The 22,272-nt window shown below is 52.9% G+C and carries 22 protein-coding genes and 1 pseudogene; 4 read left to right on the forward strand and 19 right to left on the reverse strand.

The features are described 5' to 3' along the window. Positions 1-4 precede the first annotated feature (4 nt). The 14 genes from ACFSKT_RS13485 to ACFSKT_RS13550 form a co-directional block, all read right to left on the reverse strand. A complete protein-coding gene (locus ACFSKT_RS13485) occupies positions 5-283 on the reverse strand; it encodes a hypothetical protein (RefSeq protein WP_377721519.1) in 279 nt (92 codons plus the stop codon). An 18-nt stretch (positions 284-301) separates the two neighbouring features. After that, complete coding sequence (locus ACFSKT_RS13490) at positions 302-1,333, reverse strand: major capsid protein (protein ID WP_377721520.1); 1,032 nt, start codon at positions 1,331-1,333, stop codon at positions 302-304. 13 nt (positions 1,334-1,346) lie between these two features. Next, positions 1,347-1,730, reverse strand: coding sequence for a head decoration protein (locus ACFSKT_RS13495; RefSeq protein ID WP_377721521.1), 384 nt, complete (start codon positions 1,728-1,730; stop codon positions 1,347-1,349). 1 nt (position 1,731) lies between these two features. Further along, the gene (locus tag ACFSKT_RS13500) at positions 1,732-2,826 is read right to left on the reverse strand and encodes a head maturation protease, ClpP-related (protein WP_377721522.1); all 1,095 of its coding nucleotides are present in this window, start codon (positions 2,824-2,826) and stop codon (positions 1,732-1,734) included. Then, entirely contained in the window at positions 2,756-4,252 is a 1,497-nt protein-coding gene (locus tag ACFSKT_RS13505; protein ID WP_377721523.1) for a phage portal protein, read from the reverse strand. The genes ACFSKT_RS13500 and ACFSKT_RS13505 overlap by 71 nt, the downstream gene beginning before the upstream one ends. A 98-nt stretch (positions 4,253-4,350) precedes the next feature. Further along, on the reverse strand, positions 4,351-4,593 hold the full coding sequence (locus ACFSKT_RS13510; RefSeq protein ID WP_377721524.1) for a DUF6148 family protein: 243 nt from the start codon (positions 4,591-4,593) through the stop codon (positions 4,351-4,353). Positions 4,594-4,612: 19 nt separating this feature from the next. Beyond that, positions 4,613-6,493, reverse strand: coding sequence for a phage terminase large subunit family protein (locus tag ACFSKT_RS13515; protein ID WP_377721525.1), 1,881 nt, complete (start codon positions 6,491-6,493; stop codon positions 4,613-4,615). Beyond that, complete coding sequence (locus ACFSKT_RS13520; RefSeq protein ID WP_377721977.1) at positions 6,465-7,004, reverse strand: hypothetical protein; 540 nt, start codon at positions 7,002-7,004, stop codon at positions 6,465-6,467. The genes ACFSKT_RS13515 and ACFSKT_RS13520 overlap by 29 nt, the downstream gene beginning before the upstream one ends. A gap of 303 nt (positions 7,005-7,307) precedes the next feature. Continuing rightward, positions 7,308-7,784, reverse strand: coding sequence for a hypothetical protein (locus tag ACFSKT_RS13525; RefSeq protein ID WP_377721526.1), 477 nt, complete (start codon positions 7,782-7,784; stop codon positions 7,308-7,310). A 78-nt stretch (positions 7,785-7,862) separates the two neighbouring features. Next, positions 7,863-8,060 (reverse strand): hypothetical protein, encoded by a 198-nt coding sequence (locus ACFSKT_RS13530; RefSeq protein WP_377721527.1) that lies wholly within the window; start codon positions 8,058-8,060, stop codon positions 7,863-7,865. A 498-nt stretch (positions 8,061-8,558) separates the two neighbouring features. Next, positions 8,559-10,820 (reverse strand): hypothetical protein, encoded by a 2,262-nt coding sequence (locus tag ACFSKT_RS13535; RefSeq protein WP_377721528.1) that lies wholly within the window; start codon positions 10,818-10,820, stop codon positions 8,559-8,561. Further along, a complete protein-coding gene (locus tag ACFSKT_RS13540; protein WP_377721529.1) occupies positions 10,813-11,448 on the reverse strand; it encodes a hypothetical protein in 636 nt (211 codons plus the stop codon). Before ACFSKT_RS13540 ends, ACFSKT_RS13535 begins: the two co-directional genes overlap by 8 nt. A 158-nt stretch (positions 11,449-11,606) precedes the next feature. After that, positions 11,607-12,515: a putative phage abortive infection protein gene (locus ACFSKT_RS13545; protein ID WP_377721530.1), complete on the reverse strand. Its 909-nt coding sequence runs from the start codon at positions 12,513-12,515 to the stop codon at positions 11,607-11,609. A gap of 292 nt (positions 12,516-12,807) precedes the next feature. Further along, positions 12,808-13,974, reverse strand: a complete 1,167-nt coding sequence (locus ACFSKT_RS13550) for an AAA family ATPase (RefSeq protein WP_377721531.1) — start codon at positions 13,972-13,974, stop codon at positions 12,808-12,810. A gap of 152 nt (positions 13,975-14,126) precedes the next feature. Between ACFSKT_RS13550 and ACFSKT_RS13555 the strand changes: the two genes are divergently transcribed. Continuing rightward, entirely contained in the window at positions 14,127-14,324 is a 198-nt protein-coding gene (locus ACFSKT_RS13555) for a hypothetical protein (protein WP_377721532.1), read from the forward strand. A 25-nt stretch (positions 14,325-14,349) separates the two neighbouring features. Here ACFSKT_RS13555 and ACFSKT_RS13560 read toward each other — a convergent pair whose 3' ends face one another. After that, complete coding sequence (locus ACFSKT_RS13560; RefSeq protein ID WP_377721533.1) at positions 14,350-14,952, reverse strand: hypothetical protein; 603 nt, start codon at positions 14,950-14,952, stop codon at positions 14,350-14,352. Between the two features lie 379 nt (positions 14,953-15,331). After that, positions 15,332-16,180 carry an ATP-dependent DNA ligase gene (locus ACFSKT_RS13565; protein ID WP_377721534.1) on the reverse strand — a complete coding sequence of 283 codons (849 nt, stop codon included), beginning with the start codon at positions 16,178-16,180 and terminating at the stop codon, positions 15,332-15,334. A gap of 367 nt (positions 16,181-16,547) precedes the next feature. Between ACFSKT_RS13565 and ACFSKT_RS13570 the strand changes: the two genes are divergently transcribed. From ACFSKT_RS13570 to ACFSKT_RS13580, 3 genes and pseudogenes are all read left to right on the forward strand, one after another. Continuing rightward, positions 16,548-16,766 carry a helix-turn-helix domain-containing protein gene (locus ACFSKT_RS13570; RefSeq protein ID WP_377721535.1) on the forward strand — a complete coding sequence of 73 codons (219 nt, stop codon included), beginning with the start codon at positions 16,548-16,550 and terminating at the stop codon, positions 16,764-16,766. After that, positions 16,763-18,235 (forward strand): recombinase family protein, encoded by a 1,473-nt coding sequence (locus ACFSKT_RS13575; protein ID WP_377721536.1) that lies wholly within the window; start codon positions 16,763-16,765, stop codon positions 18,233-18,235. The genes ACFSKT_RS13570 and ACFSKT_RS13575 overlap by 4 nt, the downstream gene beginning before the upstream one ends. Before the next feature lie 16 nt (positions 18,236-18,251). Further along, a pseudogene (locus ACFSKT_RS13580) lies at positions 18,252-19,529 on the forward strand (SpoVR family protein); the annotation flags it as partial. Between the two features lie 107 nt (positions 19,530-19,636). Here the strand turns inward: ACFSKT_RS13580 and ACFSKT_RS13585 are convergent. The 3 genes from ACFSKT_RS13585 to ACFSKT_RS13595 all read right to left on the reverse strand — a co-directional run bounded on the left by ACFSKT_RS13585 (position 19,637) and on the right by ACFSKT_RS13595 (position 22,262). Next, positions 19,637-20,071, reverse strand: a complete 435-nt coding sequence (locus tag ACFSKT_RS13585; protein WP_377721537.1) for an Rrf2 family transcriptional regulator — start codon at positions 20,069-20,071, stop codon at positions 19,637-19,639. A gap of 308 nt (positions 20,072-20,379) precedes the next feature. Continuing rightward, entirely contained in the window at positions 20,380-21,255 is an 876-nt protein-coding gene (locus tag ACFSKT_RS13590; RefSeq protein WP_377721538.1) for a transglutaminase family protein, read from the reverse strand. Next, positions 21,252-22,262: an alpha-E domain-containing protein gene (locus tag ACFSKT_RS13595; protein WP_377721539.1), complete on the reverse strand. Its 1,011-nt coding sequence runs from the start codon at positions 22,260-22,262 to the stop codon at positions 21,252-21,254. The genes ACFSKT_RS13590 and ACFSKT_RS13595 overlap by 4 nt, the downstream gene beginning before the upstream one ends. Between the last annotated feature and the right edge of the window lie 10 nt (positions 22,263-22,272).

Below are 22,272 nucleotides of genomic sequence, written 5' to 3' on the forward strand. Positions count from 1 at the left end.
GGACCTACTTGCCTTCGTACCAGGCGACATACTGCAATTGCCGCTCGCCGGCGTTGGATGCGGCCTCGATGTCAAGTTCCTTCAGCTTTGCCTTTTGCTCGGCGGCGCCGAGGGCTTCGAATTGCTCGGGAGTCAGATCCCCAAATCCCACGTCCGCTTCTCCTTCGATGACGTTCAAATCGAGCAGACGCTGCGCCTCATCAACCGCCAGGCCAGGGACGTCATCCCCAACCTGGTATGTCTTGCCGTTATGGCAAACACGTTCCAGTGCTTTGTACGACATTCCTTATTCCTCCTCTGATTAAAGTACCTTCGCGATATACCAGCCGTTGATGTTGGCCGGGACGGCGAGCGGTCGGGAAAGGAGCTGCAGCCAACGCTGCGCAGGGTCGATCGTTACCCAAGTTTGCGGAATGACTTCGCCGCGGGCAAGAACGAATTCCTCCGTCTTCTTATCCATGATGAGGTTGGCTCCGTAGTGGAAGCTGAACTTATCGCGCGTAGACATCATCGCAACGGTTCCGGCTGGGATGAACGGTTGTTCGACCCCGGCGTCATCCGTGTAAGTGCCCGTGTAGCTGTAAATATCCAGCCCCACATCGCGCAGATAGCCGTGGTGGGTTACTCCGTCAGGAAGCAACCTGGTATCCACAGTTCCCACGTCAACCCCTTTATCCATAAGATCCAGGATCTTCGGATGACGCATGAGCGCGACGGCAGCGTTGTAATCGCACAGCAAGATATTAGGCGTTGGCGCGTTGCCATCCATAATGTCTTTCCGCAGGCCCGAAAGGAACGTAATCGGTTCGGACGCGGCGTTGCTCCACAGATCCGTGCCAGACAACGTGACTTTGTTGGTGAAGTCGTAGTCGATGACCTGGCTCACACCTTCGCCGACTTGAGTTACCCTGCCAGTGAAGATCAAGGTCGCGGCTTGCTCGATCAGACGACGAGTAATCGTATCTTGAAGCTCGACCAGATCCTTGGCGACAAGGCGACGCGCTCGCGCTTCTGGCGACTCTGGATTGATAAGGCTCTCTCCAGCTTGACGCACTTTCAGGTCATTCCCCGTGATCGGACGTGCCGGCTTGATCAGCGCTGGCTTGTACTGCTTGGCCGTAAAGCCAGTCCGCAGGACTACCTTGCCGGGCTGCAGCTCGGAAACATACGGAGCGATCGGGTTATGTCCTTTCTTTGTTTGAATTTCGACCCATTCGGTATCGAATACCTCACCGGTCTGGAAAAACGTATCGATGATATATGTGCTGATCGGCGGCGCAGAATTCAGCACCTTGAGCAACGTCGGAATCGCGTAAATGTCTTTGTATGCCACTAGTAAACCCCTCCTATTTCACCACTCGTTTAGTGTAAAGCTTGGCATTGTTCAGCGCTGCCTCGTGCGTGACAATCGTATCGGCGCCGCCGAACTTCAGCGCCTCACGATTGAACTCGCCTTGCACATATGCTGTCGCACGTTGCGCAGCGGTCCGGGCATCGACTTCTGCATCAGCCAAAACTGCGACCGGCACTTTATCCGGAGCGCCAGCGGCTGCCGAGTTAACAGGAGTGCAGAGCCAAGTGCCGTCTGCGGAGAAGCCGGTGCGGGCAAGTACCATCCCACGCTCAATGACTGCCGTCTGCCCTGTATTGATGATTACCGATTGAGTGACAATCGGCTGGATCATCCCGGCGATCAGCTTATCGTAACCATCCACTTCATATGCCGGCATATTAACGACCTCCTCTGAGTTTTTTCATTTCCGCCACGATGGCGTCGGCTTCTGCTTGAGCGACTGCATCGGGATTCGGCGGGTCCTGTGGCGCCGCGGCTGCCGCCACCGCTGTTACGCCGCTGGCTTGGGAATCAGCTACGCGATTTGCGGCCTCAGTCGCAATGCGATCCTTGGACGCCTTCACGATTTCGATTGCGGCCTGCGCTGCGGTGCCGCCCTCTTTGATCGCCTTAGCCACGATCTCAGCCGCTCCAGGCGCATCGGCCAAAGCGTTCAGGTCAGTGATCCGCGTTCTTTCTGCTGCTTCACCTGCAGCGATAGCCGCCTTGTAAAGTTCAGGGTGTTTGGCCTTCAGTTCTTCCAGATCTTTCACTGTATCATCCTCCTCGATATGTTCTTCCTCATGCTCAGCCGGCTCGTCGTCTTCCTCGGGAAGCTCCGGGATGGAAGCGAAAGCCCGCAAATCGAACCGTTGATTATTGAATGTCGCAATGCCGTTTTTGATGGACGCCGAAACCTTCAGCTTGCGGTCGACCTCATCGGCAAATCCCTTCGTGATCGCATCATCAGCTGTTAGCCAGGTCGATGCATCCAGCATAGCTTTCAGCTCGTCCCCCTCTTTCCCAGTTCGCTCTTGGTAAACCGAAATAAGGGATTCTGCGATCTTATCGAGGACGTCGGCGGTCTCGCGAAAATCTTTCGCCTCACCCATAGCGATCGTCCACGGGTTGTGAATCATGATCATGGCCCCGGTACCCATAATGATGTTGTCGCCGGCCATGGCGATAATCGAAGCAGCGGAAGCCGCCAAGCCATCCACGCGAACCGTAACCTTGGCGCTATGATCCTTGAGATATTGGTATATGGCTAAGCCCGCGAATACGCTGCCGCCCGGGCTGTTAATCCGGACCGTAATGTCGGATACATTGCCCATACCCTTCAGGGCGCGCATGACGCCCTTAGGAGACACCGAGTCATACCACCAGGACTCTTCATCCTCGATCGGTGCGTAAATCGTCAGCTCAGCTGTGCTGTTGCTCACTTTCTTTGCGTTCCATATCGGTGTCGTCTTCGTCGTCATTGTCTTGGCCATTTGTTTGTTCACCCCCTTCCCCTTCGGTGATTCCTAGTTCACGAAGCCGCTTCTGCTCGTATGCGCGCCGTTGAACGTTCTGTTCCCAGTCGCCGCCTGTAAGCTCGGCAGTCTCCCGCTCGGCCGTACTCAGGTTGTTCTGGATCCGCGTGACGGCCGCGTTGACCTCCTTGACCGGATCGAGTTGGCCCTGTGACGGTCCGTGCCATTCCGCCTTCGTGTACGCCTGGAAGATTAACGGATCGTCAAATAGGCCGGGGGCGTCGATCCGGCCTTTAATTACTGCCTCTGCAAACCATTCTTCGTAAATCGGCTGCAGGAAGTCCGAAGCCAACCAGGCGCGCCGCATTCGGAACATCTTCCACGCTTCGAGGAGCGCGCCGCGGCTGGCTGAATATGACGACGTGAAGTGCATCACGAGGAGCTCGTAAGGCACCTCAAGCGCAGATCCGATCTGTCGAAGGATCGCCGTTATAAACGGGTCGAATGCCGGATTCGGCCGCCCCGGGTTGGCGATGTTCGCCTTCTCCCCAGGCTCCAGGAACTGAACTGCGCCGTTCCCCAGCTGCAGGTCGTTCCCGACGCTATCAGGCAGCGGCTCGCCATACGGGTTATCGACCGGCGCTGCAGCGAGACCGAATGCATCCGCTCCGGCGGTGTTCTCGGTCTCGATGAATACGGTGAACATCCCCGAGATGACGGCTGCCATCAGCTCCGCGTCCGTATACCGTTCGAGCTGCTTCAGCGATTCGATGACCGGCGCGAGGATCGGCACGCCGCGCCGTTGCTCCGGCCGCTCCGCTTCCATTAGGTGCAAGACATTCCGGCGCCCGCTCTTCTTTCCGATCGCCTCGACGCGACGCCATTTCTGCGTCACGTCCGTACCCATGAATCCCGAGCCCGGGTGCTTGTCGGAGAAATGATATGCGACGACCATGCCGTCCGCATCCACCTCGACACCGTGGCTGATTCGATCTTTCATGCTCGGCGCAACATCGTACGGGGTACTGCAACGGTCAGCCTCGAGCAGCCTGATACGCAAATCGTAGACTGCATGATCCCGGGGGAGCAACGGCAGCAACGCGAATACGTCGCCGCTCATCATCTGCGAGATGAAGGCAAGCTGCTGCAGCTCGTAGAGATCATGGAGGCCCATGGCATCGCAGTTCTTCGATTCTGCCCAGAGCTTGAATTCTCGCTCGATCTGACCGCGAAGCTTGCTCGCCTGTCCCTCCGTAAGCTTGAGGAATACCGAATCGAATGCCGGCTTTAACCGCATGCCCGTCCCGACAATATTGGTCCGCATCCGCTTAATAGCGCCGTTGGCCAACGCGCCGCCCATGTATAAGTCGCGCGCCCGCGGCCGCAGCGTCTCAAGGTTCTCGTGGATATCCTCATTCGCGTCACCGGCCAGCGGATTCCACATTTGCAGGCTTTTCCGCTTCCGGCTCGCTCCGTGGTCACCATACCCTTGCGCACGCATCGCCCCGGCTGGATACTGCCGCCCCACCTTAGCGAAGTGATTCATACGTCACGGGGAACAAACTGCCGCGTGCGCCGCGCCGACCGACCTTGCGCCGCTGCTTCAAGCTTTGTAATCTCGTTCGCGAAATAATCGATCATGTCTTTGATGTCTTTGATGCTCGCGCGGGTTAGCGAGCGGCCGCCGATCGTGTAAGATTGCCCAGTCGATACAGCCATAAGAGCCTGCTTCCATTGCCCTAGCGCTGCCTGTGCTTCTTCTAGTGTCCATGCTGATGCTGGCATGTTTCCCTTTCACCTCCTCTCATACGCTGCTGGTCGTACCGCGCCGACGTCGACCTGAAGATCCCGAGCCGGGGCCACCGACCGGAACCCCACCGGGAACTGCTGGCGGAGGCAATGGAGCATCCAAATTCGGGTTCAGCATCTCGATTGCGGCCCGGTTGTAAACGGCCAAGTCGAACGGTTCATTTCGCGCCTTTACTTTGACCCAAACCGAATAGGGTACGCCGTTTTTATACCTGGTTTGCATCTCTTCGGCCGTCAAGCCTTCGAAATACTGCTTTTCGTAACCGCGGATCCGGTCTGTGGTGCTCAAGGGGAAATGGCAGCAGCCTGCGACCCTGTTCCCTGCCTCATCAACAAAAGGCAACTTCAGTGCGCTAACCACCTTCGATTTTCCTTCGTCAACGCCGAGCCGGACGACCGTTGCTTTGTACCTGTTATTCGTAGAGGTGCCAGCAATCAACGGCAAATAGGTCCCATCGCCGGGGCTATCCCCTTTGATCGCAAAAACGCGGCGCGCGAGTCGCTCTTTGCAGAATCTGTACACCTCGTTCGTGAAGTGACCGCCCGAGTCCATGCATGTTATGGCAATCCTAAATCGCCGTCCTTCACCATCCATCCATGTCCGCTGCAGGAATTCGTCCAAATCTGCCCAGACCTGCGCCTGATTCAGATCGCCGTAGATGATGTGGTACTGTATGCGCCATGACTCATGCCCGGCTCCCCAGCCAATGACGTCGACTTCGAAGCGATTATCCTGCGTATCTACGGCAGCAGTCAGCACTTTTACGCCTTCCGGTACATCCGCATGATACATCTCCCTCCGGCGAAGGAGCGAATCTTCGTCGAGCTGCTCGCCCTTCTCTTCCCACGTCTCCGCCATCGAAGTGTTGATCCATGTTTTCAGTGCCTCTTTGCCGGCCTTGTTGGCTTCTTTCCAGTTATGGACGATGGTCTCCCAGGTAACGAACGTGCTGGCGAGCTCGTTCAGATGAAAGCCTCGTGTCGTAGAATGATCCTGCCGCGCGATCCACTTCCCCTTCGTCTCATAACCAGCTTTCCATTCTTGCTCGTTATGGAGTGCGCCGCATGCGCGGCAGGCATGATCGGCACGGAGCGTCTTCTTCTTGGCTTCGTCGTAGTCATATTTGATCTGCGACCACTTTAACGGCTGGTACTCATCACAAGACGGGCAAGGTAGGCACCATTCTTCTTTTGTGCTGTCCTCATAGAACTTCTCGATGCGCGATACGCCTTTGATCGTCGGTGTGGAGACCAGGATCCGCTTGCGGTTTGAAAATGTCGTCGTCCTTTTGGTCACGAGCGATACGGGATCACCCTCGGTACCGGCTGACGCTGGATAGCGGTCGATTTCGTCACAGAGTACGATTCGAATAGGACGAGACGCCAAAGAGGCCGGCGAGTTGGCGCCAGCCAGAACGATCTGACCACCTGGGAAGCTCTTGCGCAGGACCGTGTTGCCGCTGTCCTTGCTCTTGACCCGCATGATCTTCCTCAGCTTAGGAGAGTCCCGATACATCGGCGCGAGTCGATCCTTCGAGAAATCCTGAGCCATGATAAGCGTCGGCTGCACGAACATCATCGGCGCTGGATCGTGGTCACTAAAATAGCCGACGGTGTTCAGTTCCAGTTCCGTCTTGCCGACCTGGGACGACCACATGAGCACGATTGTTTCGTATCGATTGTCTGTGATCGCACTCATCGGCTCTCGTTGGAACGGCGCGCGGCTTGTTCGCCATGGCCCCGGCTCCGCGGACGACTCCGAAGAGAGTACCCGGTTCCGATCCGCCCATTCCCATACGGCCAGTTTCGGCGGCGGCGCAACCGAGCGAGCGATATCACGGAATAGGTCAGCCGTCTTCCGCAGCGTCTCGTTCATAGAAGGCACCCTCTTTGAATTCTTCCGGGTTGTAGTCCGATAAGGTCGTCAGGGCGATCCGGATCTCGTCCTCCAGCACCTCGCGTATGGCGGGGACCTCCTTCAGATACGCCACCCTCGGGGCGATCTTTACTGGGAGGCTCATCATACGAGAGCGGAAGTTCAGAAGCATGTCTGTCATAACGAGCCTGACATCCTCTGCGCGGTGCAGTTCCCCCCGCTTCACCGCCAGGTCGAGCATCGCATCTTCCTTCTTGATTCGCGTCAGCTCAGCCTGCTCATCCCGCAGCCGCGGCCGATCGTCTTCGATCTGCCCACCGGATACATGCTCGACGTATGCTTGCACCGCGTCGGCGAGCCGATATTTCCCCCGCCCGACCTGGACTAGCACTTTGTCGCGGGTCAATTGGCGAACCCACGACGACGTTTTGCCGAGGACTGCAGCAAGCTCCGAGGTGGAAACTTCCCGCTCCTCGATCGGCTCCTCGTTAACCTTCGGCTTGGTTTTCACTTTCGCCAATTGCCTCTCCCCCACTTTCGCTTCTGCCCCGATTTTGCTGATAACCGATTTTTATCGCCATTATTAGAAGTGAAAAACAAAAACGCCTCCGTCTGGGGTACCCCCAAAGCGAAAGCGAAAGTGAATTTTTGAAAGTGTGCCTAGCGGGATTTCGGGCTCACGCGCACCCGCATGTCGAAACTTCTCCAGAGGGACCCGTGATTTAAGGTTGCCGCATCCGATCAGAATCCGTATACGAACGGTCGTTGTCGCCCGGCAACAAAAAAGACCCCGGGGGGTCTTGATCAAAAACTTTTAATATACCAACCGCAAATTTACGATACCGAAGCCTGCCTGTTCTCGGCCTTCAATGCCCCAGGTATACGTACCATCTGGGACCAACGCCTCCGATTCTACACCATCGTTATTTGTAACCCAGTCACTAAAAAGATTGCTTGTTGCTGAGCCATCTTTGTTTTTATAAATCAAACGTATGTCCACTAAGCCAAATCCAGCTTGTACTCTCCCTTGAATTCCGAGAACCAGCTTATCATTCGGTAAGTAAACATCTTTAATCCAGTTGTGATTACCGTTAGTAAGCCACCCTGTTACTTGTGATTCACCACCAGTGTCATTGTCATGTTGTCGGAAATGCAGTCTAATATCTGTGATACCAAACCCAGCCTGTTCCTTAACTTCAACGCCAGATATTTCATGACCACCTGGAACAAAAATAGGGCCTCGCACTTCACCTTCTTGGTTCGACGTTAACCAATTGGAATAACTACTCATCCTAAACCCTCCCTTTAGCATTCAACTCCTCACATGATTATTTGTTATTTCTTCCCTTGTTATTCAAGATGGTGGGGTTCACATCTTCACCTCACGCACAGCCCACCGCGCAAAGCTCACCTTCTTCATCTTGCCCTTCTTGCCGAGATCACGGCCGCCGGTCGTGGTGTAGAAGACATCATCGCCTTCGATCTTATCGATCGTGCGCTGCGAGTTCCATTTCCCCTTACTGCCGTTGTCATATGCGCTGCCTACCTTCAGCTCTTTGATTTTCACGTTGATCGACTCCCGTTCAAAATAAAAAGGCCACTCGAAATGAGCAGCCATGTTCTACGTATTAAGCACCTTGGTACGGGTCCTTTAAATAACCCCACCCATAAACAGATGCACGATCGCTATGCTGGCGCATTAGAGCGCAGGCGCTCTTAAAAGCATACGTTCTATGTTACGTTAGAGGATATAAAAGGACAAGACCATTTTACGCAGATCGGCGAGAAGCCGTAAAGCGCCGTTTCAGCCAAAAAAGCCCCCCCGTGTACGGGTTTAATCTGCATACGGGCGGGTTTCCTCGTTCTACCGTAACCGAATGAATTTCCTCATATTATATCGAGCTGTTTCCATTCAAACGTGCCGTCTGCTTTCTTGCGGCTGATGAACAGTCCGTCAGCTGCGCCGGCGCTACCAGGAACGCGAACCATGTTTCCAGATCCTGTAGCTCAGACCGGGTGACTACCGCCACACCAAGCGCCGTCTCTGTGTCCATATCGCACCACCTTACGCAATCGTCATGATGGCATGACGAACAGTATCAGTGAGCACCTGAGCTTCGATCGGAAAATTGTGAATGTCGGAGTCTTTAACTCCCCAGCCATCCATCGGCCGTTCAATGTCGCCAGAAGGCTTCATGCGCTCCAGCACATGCTCGAGCAATACGCAAGCTTGTTCCCAATCCGATGCATTATCACCCCATCTTCCAATAGAGCATGCGTTTAAGATATGGGTAAGAGCTGGACCGCGACGGTTATGCTGATGATTCGTTTCCTTCTCCCAAATCTGCCCCGCAGGAGACGACATCTCAAATGCATATTGTCGCGGGCTTGGCAAAGGAACACCCAAGGGCACAACGTCGTTCGCGCGGAAAGCCTCGTACAAATTGAACAGGTGATAGTGATTCGTCGGCATCTTTACCGATAAAACCAAACTACCGGTGGTTGATTGCGAACCCGGCTGACCGGCATTGCTTTGGTTGTAAGGTGTTCGGTTGACGAACTCGTAGGCCGTAGTGAATTGTGCCGCAATACGGTTAAACGTGGCCCGTCTGGTCGCATTTTCCGTGATTGCAAGGCTTTCTGCAAGAGCCACGAGCGCAGCAGCCTCGGCGTTATAGTTATCCGGCAGCAGCTGAGTAGCATTATTGCGCAGATACATCTTGCCGCCACCGCCGCTCGCAACTTCCATATCTACCGCTGCGTCCGCCAAGCGATGGAGTAAGTTCGCCATGTCGGCTGCTTTCGCTGTATCGCCGAGTTGAAGGTAAGCTTCTCGCAAAAACGGAACAAGAGCCATGTCCCGGCCAATAAACTCCCAGCCGTAGTTCGTGGTCCACCCTAGAATGAAACCATCTTTTGAGGTACCGCCGCCATAATGAGCATCCAAGTTGCTGTCTAATTTGGCGCGCGCTATCTCGACCCATCTCGCAAGATCTTGCCCATACAGAAGAGCCATGGACAAAGCCTGCAGACCTTGCAGGCCCCCGAAATACCAGTTGTCATTCGCAAGCGCCCACTCCCGCGACGGGTTAAGGAATTTTTTCACGAGTTCGAGAAACCGGGACTTCAAGGCATCCTTCGTATCACTAGCGGCTCTGGTAAATATGCGGTTCATACGCCGGTTCGCCTCGTTATCGACGTCCGCGACTTGAACGCCGCTTGTAATGTAGCCGCTCGTCGAGAAGAACGTCCCCTTGCTGATCGCCTTCGTTCCACTGTTGTTCTTCCAGCAGTAGATCAGATAAAACACGGAGCCGCCTGTGTTCGAATTGCCATAATGGGAATTGAATCCGGTATCCGAGTTCGGCGCCTCGGAAAGGAATTGCATATGTCTAACTCCAGCCAATAGGCATTTGCTAGCGCTACCGGCATTCGTTGTATACATATATCCGAGCGGCATGCTTTTTTGCTCGGTGTTTCCAGATGGATGATCGAACTGCACCCTGGTGAACCAGCCGTTGACTACCCCGGCTGCGATGTCGTCTGTAGCGATCGCATGATGGTAAGTCGTAACTTTGCCATTTGCAAACATGCGCAGCCGCGCCGTAATGAGTAACGAAGGGCATGCATTGAAAGTAAAAACGACCTCGCTCTCCTTGTACACCACGCCATTGCCGGTGAACTTGCGAGAGATCAAGGTCGTATTGGAGCTGGTTGCCGCATTATCAACGCGGGCCGAGTCCGTCAACATGATCTGTACCAGCGGGGAAGTCGGATTGAAATCGATCCCGCTATTGTGAATCGATCTACCGAGCCAAACGCCGGATTGGGCGAATTTCACCGTAATGGCCCCCGCCTGCAGCAGGTCGACCGTCGCGCTCTCAACTACCTGAGTGACAGCTTCGGAGAATGCCTTGACGGTGGGAACCTCGCTGACTTTGACGGTGAATACCTTTAGTTCATCCGCTGCCAGACTGGTCATGATCCAGATCGTTCCGTGTCGCAGACTAAAGTCGGAATACTGCCCATATGGTTGCTCCGTCCGTGTGTCGAACGCTTCTTCCCATTGGAACGGAATGTCCGCGCCGGTCGGATCCTGAACACTCAGATGATTGATCGTTGGGCACTCGCCCTTGTCGAAGGAAATGTAGATGCCGACCGGAACGCTTGCGTACGGGATCGTCTTCAGCGGGTTCTGAACGAACGCCGAATAGTACCAATACCCCTTTTGTTGCTTCCGCTGGACGCCAGTGTTCTTGCTCAGCTCTTTCGCATCCCGGGCCTCTGAGATTGCTCGCACTGCTAGTGCTTGTGCCGCATCAAACATTCACGATCACCGCTTTCCCTCTGACGATGACATTCCCGCCAGCGGATACAGATTCGAGGGGAGCCCGGAATGTCCATCCGGCTGGAACCGATACAGTCCAACTCTCCGGCGCAGTATCTCTGCCGCCAGTTGTTTCTGTCGAGTACTTGGCCGGATCGGTTACGCTAAATGCCGTGATGGGGACAAAAATGCCGCTGAGATCCGCGAGTTCGAATCGTACTTTTCTTGCTGTACTGTTTCCACGAACCGAAAACGTCAGTCGCTCGTTGCCGCGAGCAGCTGTGTAGGTTTCGCCATTTCCTGGTGCATTCGAATTCGCATGGAGAGTAACGTCGAGCGGGCCGGCCGTGGCCGTAACGCCTCCGCCGCCTCCACCCCCTGTAGATGAACCACCAGCGTCAGGTTTGCCAACGATCCCGCCTAACGTTACATACGCCTCATACTCCAACGTCCCTGGTGTCTTTGCCGCCCTCGTAGCTGCCACCGATTGATCTACAGCCACTAGTAGCCGGTTGAGTATCGGGTACTTTTGCAGCAGCGCACTGACGTTTGCCGGCAAGCTCCCCTTGAAGGTCGTGTTCTTGACCAAGCCCTCGATCGTCGGGCCAACGTAAAACAGTACTGCCATCCTCTCCACTCTCCTTAAGACAATTTCATTTGCCGCCGCTCCCGGTTGTTTGGCGGAGGCGTTGCATAGATCGCGGTCCACTTCATGAACCAACGCCTAATCCGTTTCATTGCCTTCCCTCCTTTCTGGACAAAAGAAAAAGCACCCTCGAGGGGTGCTTACCTTTTACTAACATAAAGGTCTTGGACTTTGTACTGTTCTGCTAAATTCTCGCCTCCAGTCATAGACATAAGGCTACCATACAGGACTACAATCGAAATTTGTTCCCTCGACAATTGAGAAAAAAATATTCTAGAGTATTTATCTCTAATGGGTTCATCCTTGAATTCTTCTCGGATATGATCTAAAACAAAGTAAAAATTACCAATGTAAAATTCAAGATTTACTACCTTGTTTAATACATTTTGATAAATCACGTCTCTTCGTAAAGTTAAGCCCTTTTCTCTTTCTTTTAAGTCCGCCGCATATAATTCATTATTAAGTTGTGAAATTGCCTTCTCCATCGCTTTTCTTTCTGTGTATAAAACTGATTGATCTTCAAAAGTAACTAATTTTATTATTTCATTATGTCTAGATACAAGGTGGAAGAATGTGCTTTCGAACCTCTGTACTTTCATTGTTGCACTTTGTTCGTCTAAGACTGTCCTCGATCTAGCAGCGTCATCCGTTTGGACTTGAAGCTGTTCTTTTTGCATTTCTATTTGCTTTTCTAAAGCTACTTGTTGAGCCTCTAATTGTTGCCGTTGCATCTCAAGTTGTTGTGCTGCAGAAGTCGCTTGAGCCTCCAACTGGTCTTCCTGCAACTTGATTTGTACTTTCGATGCATCTTCTAATTTTTTCATTTCTTCTCGTTGTAAATCAATTTGCTCACGTTGCATAACAAATGTGTAGATAATACCTGCAAGTCCCAACCCAGAAAAGAGAGCATTGATAGCTCCAAATAAGTCTCCAGCGACACCGACTTCTTTTGGTGGTCCACCGAATAATGAAGTAAGGATAAAATATGAGTTAGCCCAGAGTATAATTACCACTCCTGCAGCTACCCAAAAAACTAAATGTTTTTTCATAATGCTAGAATCCCCCATTATTTTACTTCTCGACAGTATTCGATCAGTTTGCAGGAAAAACCTGCTAAATTAATCGAATAATTTTCACCATAGGGCGATCACATCATGCTTGCGCAATCGTAAAGAGTTTAACTCAGAAGCCCAACTGCTCGCAGCTGAAAGGCTAAGCGAAATGTCATGATCCGACACAGCGAAGGTAGTGAAATTGCCGATTACGGCGGGCCGATCCTCCCCTTCCCTCCTTTCTTGGCAATAAAAAAGCACCCTCGATGGGGTGCTTTCAAAAATTAAATTAAAGGTTATAGTGCCTTCTCAAGAATACATCAAATTGAGGGACCGAGAAGTCAATTAAGCCATATGCCGGAGGGTAAATAAAACCCTTGTTCACGAGCTTTGCTCTTGTTGGACCTAATGATTTTGCTGGACGCCCCATCTTTGAAGCAATATCAGCGACTTTATAAGGTCCTTTGCCGATTTCAGCCATTGTTTTCATGAATTTTTTTTCGGCCTCAGTAGCTCTATCTAGCCGAACCTTAAAAAAACTTTGATCAAGGCTGTCTTCAAACATTCCTTTTGCCCCTGTTATATCGCTTAAAATAATCGGCGATTGTTCCGCTACATCCCAAGCCTGCTTCCCTAATTCTTGAATGAAGTAGGGGTATCCTTCAGTTATACTGATAACTTCTTGTAAGGCATCTGAATTAAAAGTTACTCCTTTTGACTCAGCAGGACCGGCTATTGCTTTCTCTGCATTCTTCGAGTCAAGATTCTCGATCGGAATAAACTCAAAAAGCCGCTCAGCATAGGATTTAGCATCCCCAGATACTGCTAAAATCTGAGGGAGCCCAGCACATATAGTCACAACAGGAAGATTTCTTTGAGATATCCGATGACTTGCAGCGATAATGGCACCGAACTCATCTTCCTTCAAATATTGAACTTCGTCAAAAAACAAACAAACTGGATCCCCGGTTTCTTTGGCTAGCTCACCAAGATTCTCAAGGAGTGCTGTTAAGTCCAATTGAAAGTTACCTGAATCAGCCGCACCTTTTATAGCATCTGTATCAATGCTTATTTCTGGACCATCAGGAATTGTAAACGTAAAGGCCTTTAGGATACCAAGAGCTTTTTTTCCTAGATCCTTTGCCTTTTCAAGTGTGCTAAGCCTTAGTAAAAGCTTTCGAAGGACCAGAGCAATAACCACTTTAAAATCATCATTTTCTGAGATTTCAAGATGCTCATAATAATATCTTTCTTGGATTGCTAGCTCTTGAATCTCATTAAGAAGAACTGTTTTACCAACACCGCGTAAACCATAAAACATAATTGGTCGTTGCTGTAAACCAGCTTTTACTCTCTTTAACAGAATTTCAGCCTTTTTTAACTCCCCGTCTCTTCCCGCTAATGTAACCGGCTTTATACCTGCACCTGGTGTATAAGGGTTGCTTATTGGATCCAAGTTAAAACCTCCATTGGAGTCTAGTTATTAGCACTAATAATATCATTATTAGTTACCAGTTTCTACAATATATATCCCTCTACAAACCAGAACTATATTTGAAGGAAATACCTTCTGTATAACGAATATTGTCGTAGGGAGGAGATCAATCTTTGAAATCTCGTAAGGAATTAACCAGCGACGAACATCTGTCAATTGCTTTGTTGAATCAGTCGAACGTGATCGTCCATTTCGTGGACAACGGCGAAATCGCTGACTACGGAGGCCTGATCGAATTAATCAACGACGACGCCGTCAAGATCAACGGTATGTATTACACAAAACGCGCCTGCCGATTTTATCTGCGGTAATCAAAATAAGCACCCTAACGGGTGCTTATTTATATATTGACTTAGATAGTTTTAAATCCCCGTTACCTAGATCAAACTTTTGCTCGATAACTCTATATTCAATATCGTTATACTTAATTTTTATTGTAATTGCCGTGTTAGCATACTTTGGATTCAAATGCGGCAAATAATTCAGTTGGGTTTCTTCATCGCCATTATACGATTTAATTTCTAGTAGCTTCATTTCTCCAGGTTTTAGACTTAATATCCGCCTTACCGATTTAAAGGTAACTTGATCAGGATCAAGCGGGAATGGTGTCGGCTCAAGCTCAATATTCAATGCAGCACCATTACCTATATTGGAAATCTCTAATAAAAAGGGCTGACTCCTTGCACCTTTATTATTCTCGTGTGGTTCGATCACCAGATAAGGCTTAATCTGATGCTCTGAGTCTCTCCGCTGGATATATAGAGTGTAAATCACACCTGCTAAAGCCAACCCTGAGAAGAGTGAATTTATCGCACCAAACAAGTCACCCGCAACTCCAACATCCTTAGGATAGCCAAAAGCATATGTCATGAAGACAAATGATGTTATCCAAACAACAAAGATGACAATTACTGATACAAAAAATATATTGTTTTTCAAAATTAATCGCCCCCTTGACATTGTTTCGTCAAAAGGGGCGATAATCCTTTTTAATAAACTATGAAATCCACGAATTCCGGTGAGCGAAGCATGCAGCTCAACTAAAATTGAGGAACTACTTAAGAAATCAGGTTGGGAAATAAACGGTGGTGGCATCAGTCAAGCTGTCTACTCTCAACAGATTACGGGCGCCTTGATTATCCTGCCAGAACAAGTGCCAAGACCCAGCTATGCCACCTTAGGCGAATCCCTATTCAGAACAATTCCAAATTTCCGTGGTGAATATAACCCCAATGAAGAAATGGCAAGCCTAATAATAGGGCACAATATAAGTTAATAAGGAATAAAAAATGCACCTATAGTCGAATAGGTGCATTTTTCACAGGAAATCCACAAACTCCGGCGAGCGAAGCATGCCGCTCTTGTACCAGTTCCTCATTCGAACCTTCGCGCGAAGCAGCGGCTGAATGTAAACGAAATTTTTGTCCTCGCCAGTTACGATTGACTTGGCGACCGCATAAAACGCCTTTCGGTGCGCTTCCGGTACCGCCAGCTCGATGATGCCCGCGGGGCGTCCCTCGCAATGCGCCAACCAACCGAAATCGCCTTTGCGGTAGCCGGCCAGTGTGACCTCGGCATAGGTGTAATTGATAACCTTGAGCCAGGCGTCGCTGCGGCGGCCAACGTAGACGCTGTCCTTGCGCTTGGCGACGATACCCTCCAGCCCGCGCTGCCGAATCACCTCAAACAGCGCGGTACCTTGGCCATCTGTATGGAGGATACGCTTGTAGTATTCGTTCTCGGTGTAGATTGTATCCAGAATTGCCTTGCGTTCCATGAGCGGCAACGCACGGACATCGCGGCCGTCGGCGGCAAGCACATCGAAAACGAAATACCGGATCGGCAACGTCTGCATGCCGCGTTGGATCTTGGCACCTGTCATCTGGAATCGCCGCATGGTCGTTTCGAAGCAGATGTCGCCTGTCGCCGGGTCCATGTACGCCAGCTCGCCGTCGAGGATGACATCGCCGCAGCTGACCGGTACGTCGTGCAATTCCGGGTAGCGAGCAGTGACATCGTTCTCGTGGCGCGTGTGCAGACGGACCGATCCGGCCGACCGCGTAAGCAGCAGCCGGTGCCCGTCGATCTTAGGCTCAAATATATATCGTTCGTCGTCGAACGGTTGTTCACGCTTTTCAAGGAGCATTGCTGTAGGTGCCGTAACCATGGATGCCTTCCCTCCTCACTCCAATTGTACCATTGCTGGCACGATCGGTTCGCAGGAAAGTGATGGTGTTCTGCGGCGTTGTCATTTCGGACGAGGTGTCACCACCTTTCGCCTTCACGCTGTGCCCATCAGCCGCCGCAGAACATGGGTTCCCCCTACCGGATGTATCCGGTTGGGGCTATCGCGCCTAAAACCCGCCATTCTGGCGGCGAGAGCACTATTTCTTCTCTACACTTATAGGTGGCTTTTGCACGACAAAAATAAGGGCATTTCGACAGAAAAGTCACCTTCATAACCCTTATAGTCAACTAGTTGATTATTTTAGTCAGCTATATTATTATAAAAGGATGAAAGGGGTTACCGATAAATGATCGAACTAAAACTGCATGAAGTTATGGGGCGTAAACGCCTAAAAATATCAGATGTCGTTAGTACGGCAGGCCTTGCTCGCAATACCGTTGCCGATCTCTATAATGGCAAGAGCAAGCGAATTGACTTGGACACTCTGGATAAGCTTTGCATCGCATTGCAATGTGAGATCACAGATATTATTGAGCACAAGAAAGACGCTGCAGGTACATCATGAAGACGACGACGAAGAAAGAAGCAATCGTCCCTTTCAACGCATTGACTTTTAGGGTAGGGATATACATCCGGGTATCTACTCTCGAACAGGTCGAGGGATATTCGCTGGATGTACAGAAAGACAGGCTGATTGCATTCTGCAAAGCGCAGGGATGGGAAGAGCCTGAAATCTTTATGGATGATGGCTACACCGGTACTAACATGAACCGCCCCGCATTAAAGCGGATGATCCGGCAGATTGAAGATGGTCGTATCAACGCGGTAATCGTGCACAAGCTGGACCGTCTTGGCCGAAAACAGAAAGATGTTATGCATTTGCTCGAGGATGTTTTCGAGAGGCACAGTGTCGTATTCAAATCAGCGACGGAACCCTTCGACACCTCCACATCCTTCGGCAAGGCCATGATCGGCGTTCTCTCCGTCTTCGCGCAGCTCGAGCGTGATATGATCGTAGAGCGGACCACGAACGGGCGCCGAGAAAAAGTCAAACAGGGTAAATGGCCCGGCGGGAGAGTCCCTTTTGGTTATAGCTGGGACAAAGAGAAAGAGATGCTCATCATTAAACCTGAAGAGGCCAGTATAATTCGTGAAATTTACAAACGATATCTTCGCGGGGAGTCAAGGCTATCCATTTCAGAATGGGCATCTGAACGTACTAAGGCGCGTAAAATTGATCACAGCACAATACGAGAAATGCTAAATCGACCGGTATATAACGGAAAACTGATTCTGCCTGGCGACGTGATCGTTGATGGTAACCATGATGCTATTATCGACGATGAGTTGTGGCGAATGGTCCAGAACGAAATCGTCCGAAGACAGGACGGGCAGACCCCGCTGGGTGAGTTCCTGTTGACTGGGCTCTTGAGTTGTGGCGTATGCGGTGGGAATGTGGTCCATGTAAAGCGTACAACAACACCAAACGGGAAGACCTATAGCTACGAACTATATGCTTGCAAAAACCAGCACATCCGAAAAAAAGACCGCATAATCGACACCTGCACTTTAGGGTATCATCGACGGGAGAAGGTCGAGGAATATGTGGTCCGTGAAATGATGGATGTGGCCCTTAAGCCGAAGAAAATCAAGAGTATCCTCGAACGCCAGCGGGAACAGGTGCCCGATCACGAACTTGAAAAGACGCTCAGAACAAAAATGGACAGTGTCATCGCCGGCATCGAGAATTTATACGATGCGATTCAGAGCGGCGCGATCAAGGCATCAGCCCTAGGCAATCGCTTATCACGTCTCGAGGAAGAACGAGAATCCATCCAGTTGCAGCTTGATGAACTCGGCGACTCGACGCCAAAACGGAAATCTGACAAGGAAGTTCATGAGGCAATAAAGGCGGTCAGTCAAGGTTGGCCTTACCTAAATGAAGACGAACGCAAAGCCGTAATCCGCACCATTATCACCAACGTAACGCTACTTCCAGACGGGAACCATGTGATAACTTGGGCCGAATCTTGATTTTTCATATTTGTGATCGTTCGGCAAAACCTTCAATAAAATGAAGATGCAGTACGATTTTGGCCTTAGCAAAATCTACGAGCTCGTCATCAACTCCAATCCCTGCTACGCCTTCCTGTTGGACGGCAACTCGCTCATCCAGAACAAGCTGATCGTCGCGCACGTGCTCGCGCACTGCGATTTCTTCAAGAACAACGCCCGCTTCAGCGCCACCAACCGCAACATGGTCGAGAGCATGTCGGCCACGGCCGAGCGGGTTAGCCGTTACGAGATGCAGTACGGCACCGAGCGGGTGGAATCGTTCATCGACGCCGTGCTGGCGATCCAGGAGCATGTCGACCCGACGCTCCGCCTGCCCTACCAATTGGACAAAACGCGTTATATCGAGCTGCTGACCAAGGAGCAGGGCCGCTCGTCCAGCCAGCCGGCTACGTACGGCTACGAGGATCTATGGGAATTGGACGCGCAGGAGAAGCAGGACGCGCAGCAGCGCGAGGCCAGCGAGCCGAAACGTTTCCCGCCGAAGCCGGAGAAAGACCTCGTCTGGTTCATCGAGGAATACTCGTCCGTGCTGGAAGACTGGCAGCGCGACATCATGTCCATGCTGCGCGACGAGATGCTCTACTTCTGGCCGCAGATCGAAACCAAGATCATGAACGAAGGCTGGGCTTCCTATTGGCATCAGCGTATCCTCCGCGAGCTCGACCTGACGAGCGCCGAGACGATCGAATTCTCCGCCCTCAACGCATCGGTCGTGCAGCCGTCAAGGCACAGCCTGAACCCCTACTATCTCGGGCTGAAAATCTTCGAGGACATCGAGAGGCGCTGGGATAACCCGACGCAGGAGGAACGCGACCGCTTCGGCCGCAATCCGGGCAAAGGACGGGAGAAAATATTCGAGGTGCGCGAGTTGGACGGAGATATCTCGTTCCTGCGCAATTACCTCACCAAGGACCTCGTCGACGACCTGGATCTCTACATATTCGAGAAGAAGGGCGCCGAGTGGAAGATCACCGACAAGAGCTGGGAGAATATCCGCGAGCAGCTCGTCACCTCCAAGGTGAACGGCGGCTTCCCGAACCTCGTCGTCACCGACGGCGACCACAACCGCGTGGGCGAAATGTACCTGACCCACCAGTACGAGGGCGTCGAGCTTGATCTCAAATACGTAGAGCGCACCCTCCCGTACGTCGTCCAGCTGTGGGGCAAATCGGTCCATCTGGAGACGGTCGTCGAGGATAAGCGGATCGTGTTCAGCTGCGACGGGAAGAAGACGAGCCGGAAGTTTATTTAAATGCCGCTTTACAACATGCGAAAGCCCGCTAACCAAAAGGTTGGCGGGCTTGTTTATTTAGGCGCAATACGCAAAAACGCCCGCCCCATCCCCTCTTCGGGATCAGGTCAGGCGTTCTCTTCGTCTTCGCCCATCTGGGCCGTCAAATCCGCGATCGTCATGCGCGCCAGCTCCCGCTCCATCGCGGTCTGCGCCTGCTTGAACGAGCTCTCCAGCGCGCCTTGGATGCTGCGGCCGACCTGGCAGGCCGGATTGGGATTGTCGTGTATCGCGAACAACTCATCCCGGTTCTCCTGCTGCACGGCCGCATAGACGTCGAGGAGCGTAATCGCCGATGCCTTGCGGGTGAGCGAAGCGCCCGCCACGCCGGGACTCGTCGCGATCAAGCCGGCCCGATTCAGCTGCCCCATAATCCGGCGGATGACGACAGGATTCGTATTGACGCTGCCGGCGATCATCTCGGAACTCATGCGCTGGTCCGAAGCGTAATCAAGGAGCGTCAGAATGTGCACGGCGACGGCGAATCGGCTGTTGATCGACATGCGCTTGCTTCCTCCCCTTCGGCTCCAGCCGCAAATTGATGTGCCATCATTATAGTGACCCTACCCTTGGCAAGTCAATAGCCGCTCCAAGCGCGAACGTCCGAACGGCCCGAAGAGGCCGATTCTCTCCATAGAATCAGCCTCTTCTCTCGCCGCTCCGCCTAGAACCCGTAAGGCGGAATCGGCGCACTCCAAATTGCATTCCCTTCTCTTCTCTCTTGCAGCCTGCATCTGGCGAGCGGCCTCCGCGTGCCGGATCTATCGCCGCTCTTCTTATGCAGCGCGTCCGGTCTATCGCTATTTGGCCGCTATTCGGCCAGTCGGACGTCGACTTTCACGTCGAGCTTGGTTTCTCCCGAGCCGCGGTAGACGCCCTTAACCGGGACGATGTCTTTGTAGTCTCTGCCGTGGCCCAGCTTGACGTATCGCTCGCCGATCAGCTCGTCGTTCGTCGGATCGAAGCCGCACCATCCGAGCCCGGGCACGTATGCCTCCACCCAAGCATGGGAAGCCTGCTCGAAGTCGGCGCTCCCGCCCTGCAGATCGCCGACGAAATGATACCCGCTCACATAGCGCGCCGGAATCCCCTTCGACCGGCTGGCGGCGATCATCAAATGCGCGAAATCCTGACAAACGCCTCTTCGGCTGACGATCATGTCGCTGACGACGGTATGCACGTCGGTCGCGCCCGGGTCGTAGACGAAATCGCCTTTGATCCGACGGGACATGCGTTTCAGCCAATCGTACACGTCTTCCTCTTCCGTCTGCCCTGCGTCCGCGGCTTGATCCGCGAAACTTCTCACCTCCTCCGTCAAGCCCGTATAGGCCGTCGGGAGCAAATATTCGGCGAAGCCATCCTGCATGTCGGCCTCCGCCAGCGCCGCCCAAGATTCGCCGGCCGACAGCCGCGTCCCGCCAGGGCGCGGCCAAGCCGCCTTGGTGACGACCGTCATCTGGGTGCGAATCGTCAGCCTGAGGTGCGGCTCGCTTACGGAGAAGGCGTGCACCCGATTGCCGAAGAAATCGTCGTAGCCAAGCAGCGGCGCGTTCGGCTCGACCGTCAGCGTGTGCCGGAAGCACGACTGATGCTCGTTCGTGAAGGGGGTCAGCCGAAGCTCATTGACACTGTCCACGGCCGGCGAGGAATAGGTGTACTGCGTCGTATGCGTAATAAGGAGCTTCATGCGCTTGCCTCGCCCGCCCGAAAAAAGGTTTGCGCGAACAGGGCCCCAAGCTGGTTGACCGTCTGCAGCAAATGGGACACGACGATCGCCTCCCCGCGCGGCGACAGCTCCTCCCGCTCCAGACAATTCAAATCCGCCGTCAGCTTGGCGATTTGCCGGAGTACCCGGTCATGCCGCACCCGCATCGTCTTGTCGCTGAGCTCAATGCCCCGAAGATGCTCATCCAGCGCATGGAGCGAGAAATGCACCGAGCGCGGAAAGACCGGACTAAGCACGAGAAACTCGACGATCGATTCCAGCGAGAAGCCGTCCGCATAATACCGGCGGAACGGCTGATAGGCGCTGACCGAGCGGAGCACCGCCTGCAAATACGGGTACACCGGGTCGTAGCCGTCCATCGCGTTCGCGCCTTCCGGAGAGGCAAGCCCGGCCGAGCGGATAATGCGCAGCGTGTTCTCCGTCCGCTCCAAATACCGGCCGCAGGCGATGAAATACCATTCGTTCTCGCGCGGCATGACCGAATGCAGCGTCCCTTGGAACAGCGCGGTCCATTCCTTTACGCGGCCGAAAAAGGCGTGCGGCGACTCGCGTATGAGATCGGACGGCTGCTTCTCGCGCAGCCACAGGTAGAACCCGTTCGCGATATCCCACACTTCGGCGGGCAGCTTCTCGCGCAGCGTGCGCACGTTGCCGCGGGCATAATTCACGCAGGAGACGAGCGAATTCGGATTGTCGCGGTCGAGGGTGACGTAATGCAGCACGTCCGATTCCTTATAAGCGCCGTACTGCTGCTCGTAAGACGCCCGGCTGCCCAGCGCGTCGACGATTCGCGCCCATTTGCCGAGCAGGCTCCCGCCCGGCGCGCCGCCGTCCGGCTGCGCCTGCAGCGCCGCCAGCGGCTCCTCCGCCTGAAGATGATAATGAACATCGATAAGCCGCGCGTGATTCTCCGCTCGTTCCATGTAGCGGCCGATCCAAAACAACGCTTCCGCATTCCGGCTAATCATCGGTCATCCC

This window comes from Paenibacillus xanthanilyticus, from assembly GCF_042682185.1.
Classification (GTDB): Bacteria; Bacillota; Bacilli; order Paenibacillales; family Paenibacillaceae; genus Paenibacillus_Z; species Paenibacillus_Z xanthanilyticus.

Excerpts from the sequence above, each read along its gene's own strand:
- ACFSKT_RS13570 (WP_377721535.1), top strand. The coding sequence starts at position 16,548 with ATGATCGAACTAAAACTGCATGAAGTTATGGGGCGTAAACGCCTAAAA.
- ACFSKT_RS13590 (WP_377721538.1), bottom strand. The coding sequence starts at position 21,255 with ATGAAGCTCCTTATTACGCATACGACGCAGTACACCTATTCCTCGCCG.
- ACFSKT_RS13545 (WP_377721530.1), bottom strand. The coding sequence starts at position 12,515 with ATGAAAAAACATTTAGTTTTTTGGGTAGCTGCAGGAGTGGTAATTATA.
- ACFSKT_RS13505 (WP_377721523.1), bottom strand. The coding sequence starts at position 4,252 with ATGTGGAATCCGCTGGCCGGTGACGCGAATGAGGATATCCACGAGAAC.
- ACFSKT_RS13495 (WP_377721521.1), bottom strand. The coding sequence starts at position 1,730 with ATGCCGGCATATGAAGTGGATGGTTACGATAAGCTGATCGCCGGGATG.
- ACFSKT_RS13500 (WP_377721522.1), bottom strand. The coding sequence starts at position 2,826 with ATGGCCAAGACAATGACGACGAAGACGACACCGATATGGAACGCAAAG.
- ACFSKT_RS13525 (WP_377721526.1), bottom strand. The coding sequence starts at position 7,784 with ATGAGTAGTTATTCCAATTGGTTAACGTCGAACCAAGAAGGTGAAGTG.
- ACFSKT_RS13595 (WP_377721539.1), bottom strand. The coding sequence starts at position 22,262 with ATGATTAGCCGGAATGCGGAAGCGTTGTTTTGGATCGGCCGCTACATG.
- ACFSKT_RS13565 (WP_377721534.1), bottom strand. The coding sequence starts at position 16,180 with ATGGTTACGGCACCTACAGCAATGCTCCTTGAAAAGCGTGAACAACCG.
- ACFSKT_RS13515 (WP_377721525.1), bottom strand. The coding sequence starts at position 6,493 with ATGAACGAGACGCTGCGGAAGACGGCTGACCTATTCCGTGATATCGCT.
- ACFSKT_RS13510 (WP_377721524.1), bottom strand. The coding sequence starts at position 4,593 with ATGCCAGCATCAGCATGGACACTAGAAGAAGCACAGGCAGCGCTAGGG.
- ACFSKT_RS13575 (WP_377721536.1), top strand. The coding sequence starts at position 16,763 with ATGAAGACGACGACGAAGAAAGAAGCAATCGTCCCTTTCAACGCATTG.
- ACFSKT_RS13485 (WP_377721519.1), bottom strand. The coding sequence starts at position 283 with ATGTCGTACAAAGCACTGGAACGTGTTTGCCATAACGGCAAGACATAC.
- ACFSKT_RS13585 (WP_377721537.1), bottom strand. The coding sequence starts at position 20,071 with ATGTCGATCAACAGCCGATTCGCCGTCGCCGTGCACATTCTGACGCTC.
- ACFSKT_RS13535 (WP_377721528.1), bottom strand. The coding sequence starts at position 10,820 with ATGTTTGATGCGGCACAAGCACTAGCAGTGCGAGCAATCTCAGAGGCC.
- ACFSKT_RS13540 (WP_377721529.1), bottom strand. The coding sequence starts at position 11,448 with ATGGCAGTACTGTTTTACGTTGGCCCGACGATCGAGGGCTTGGTCAAG.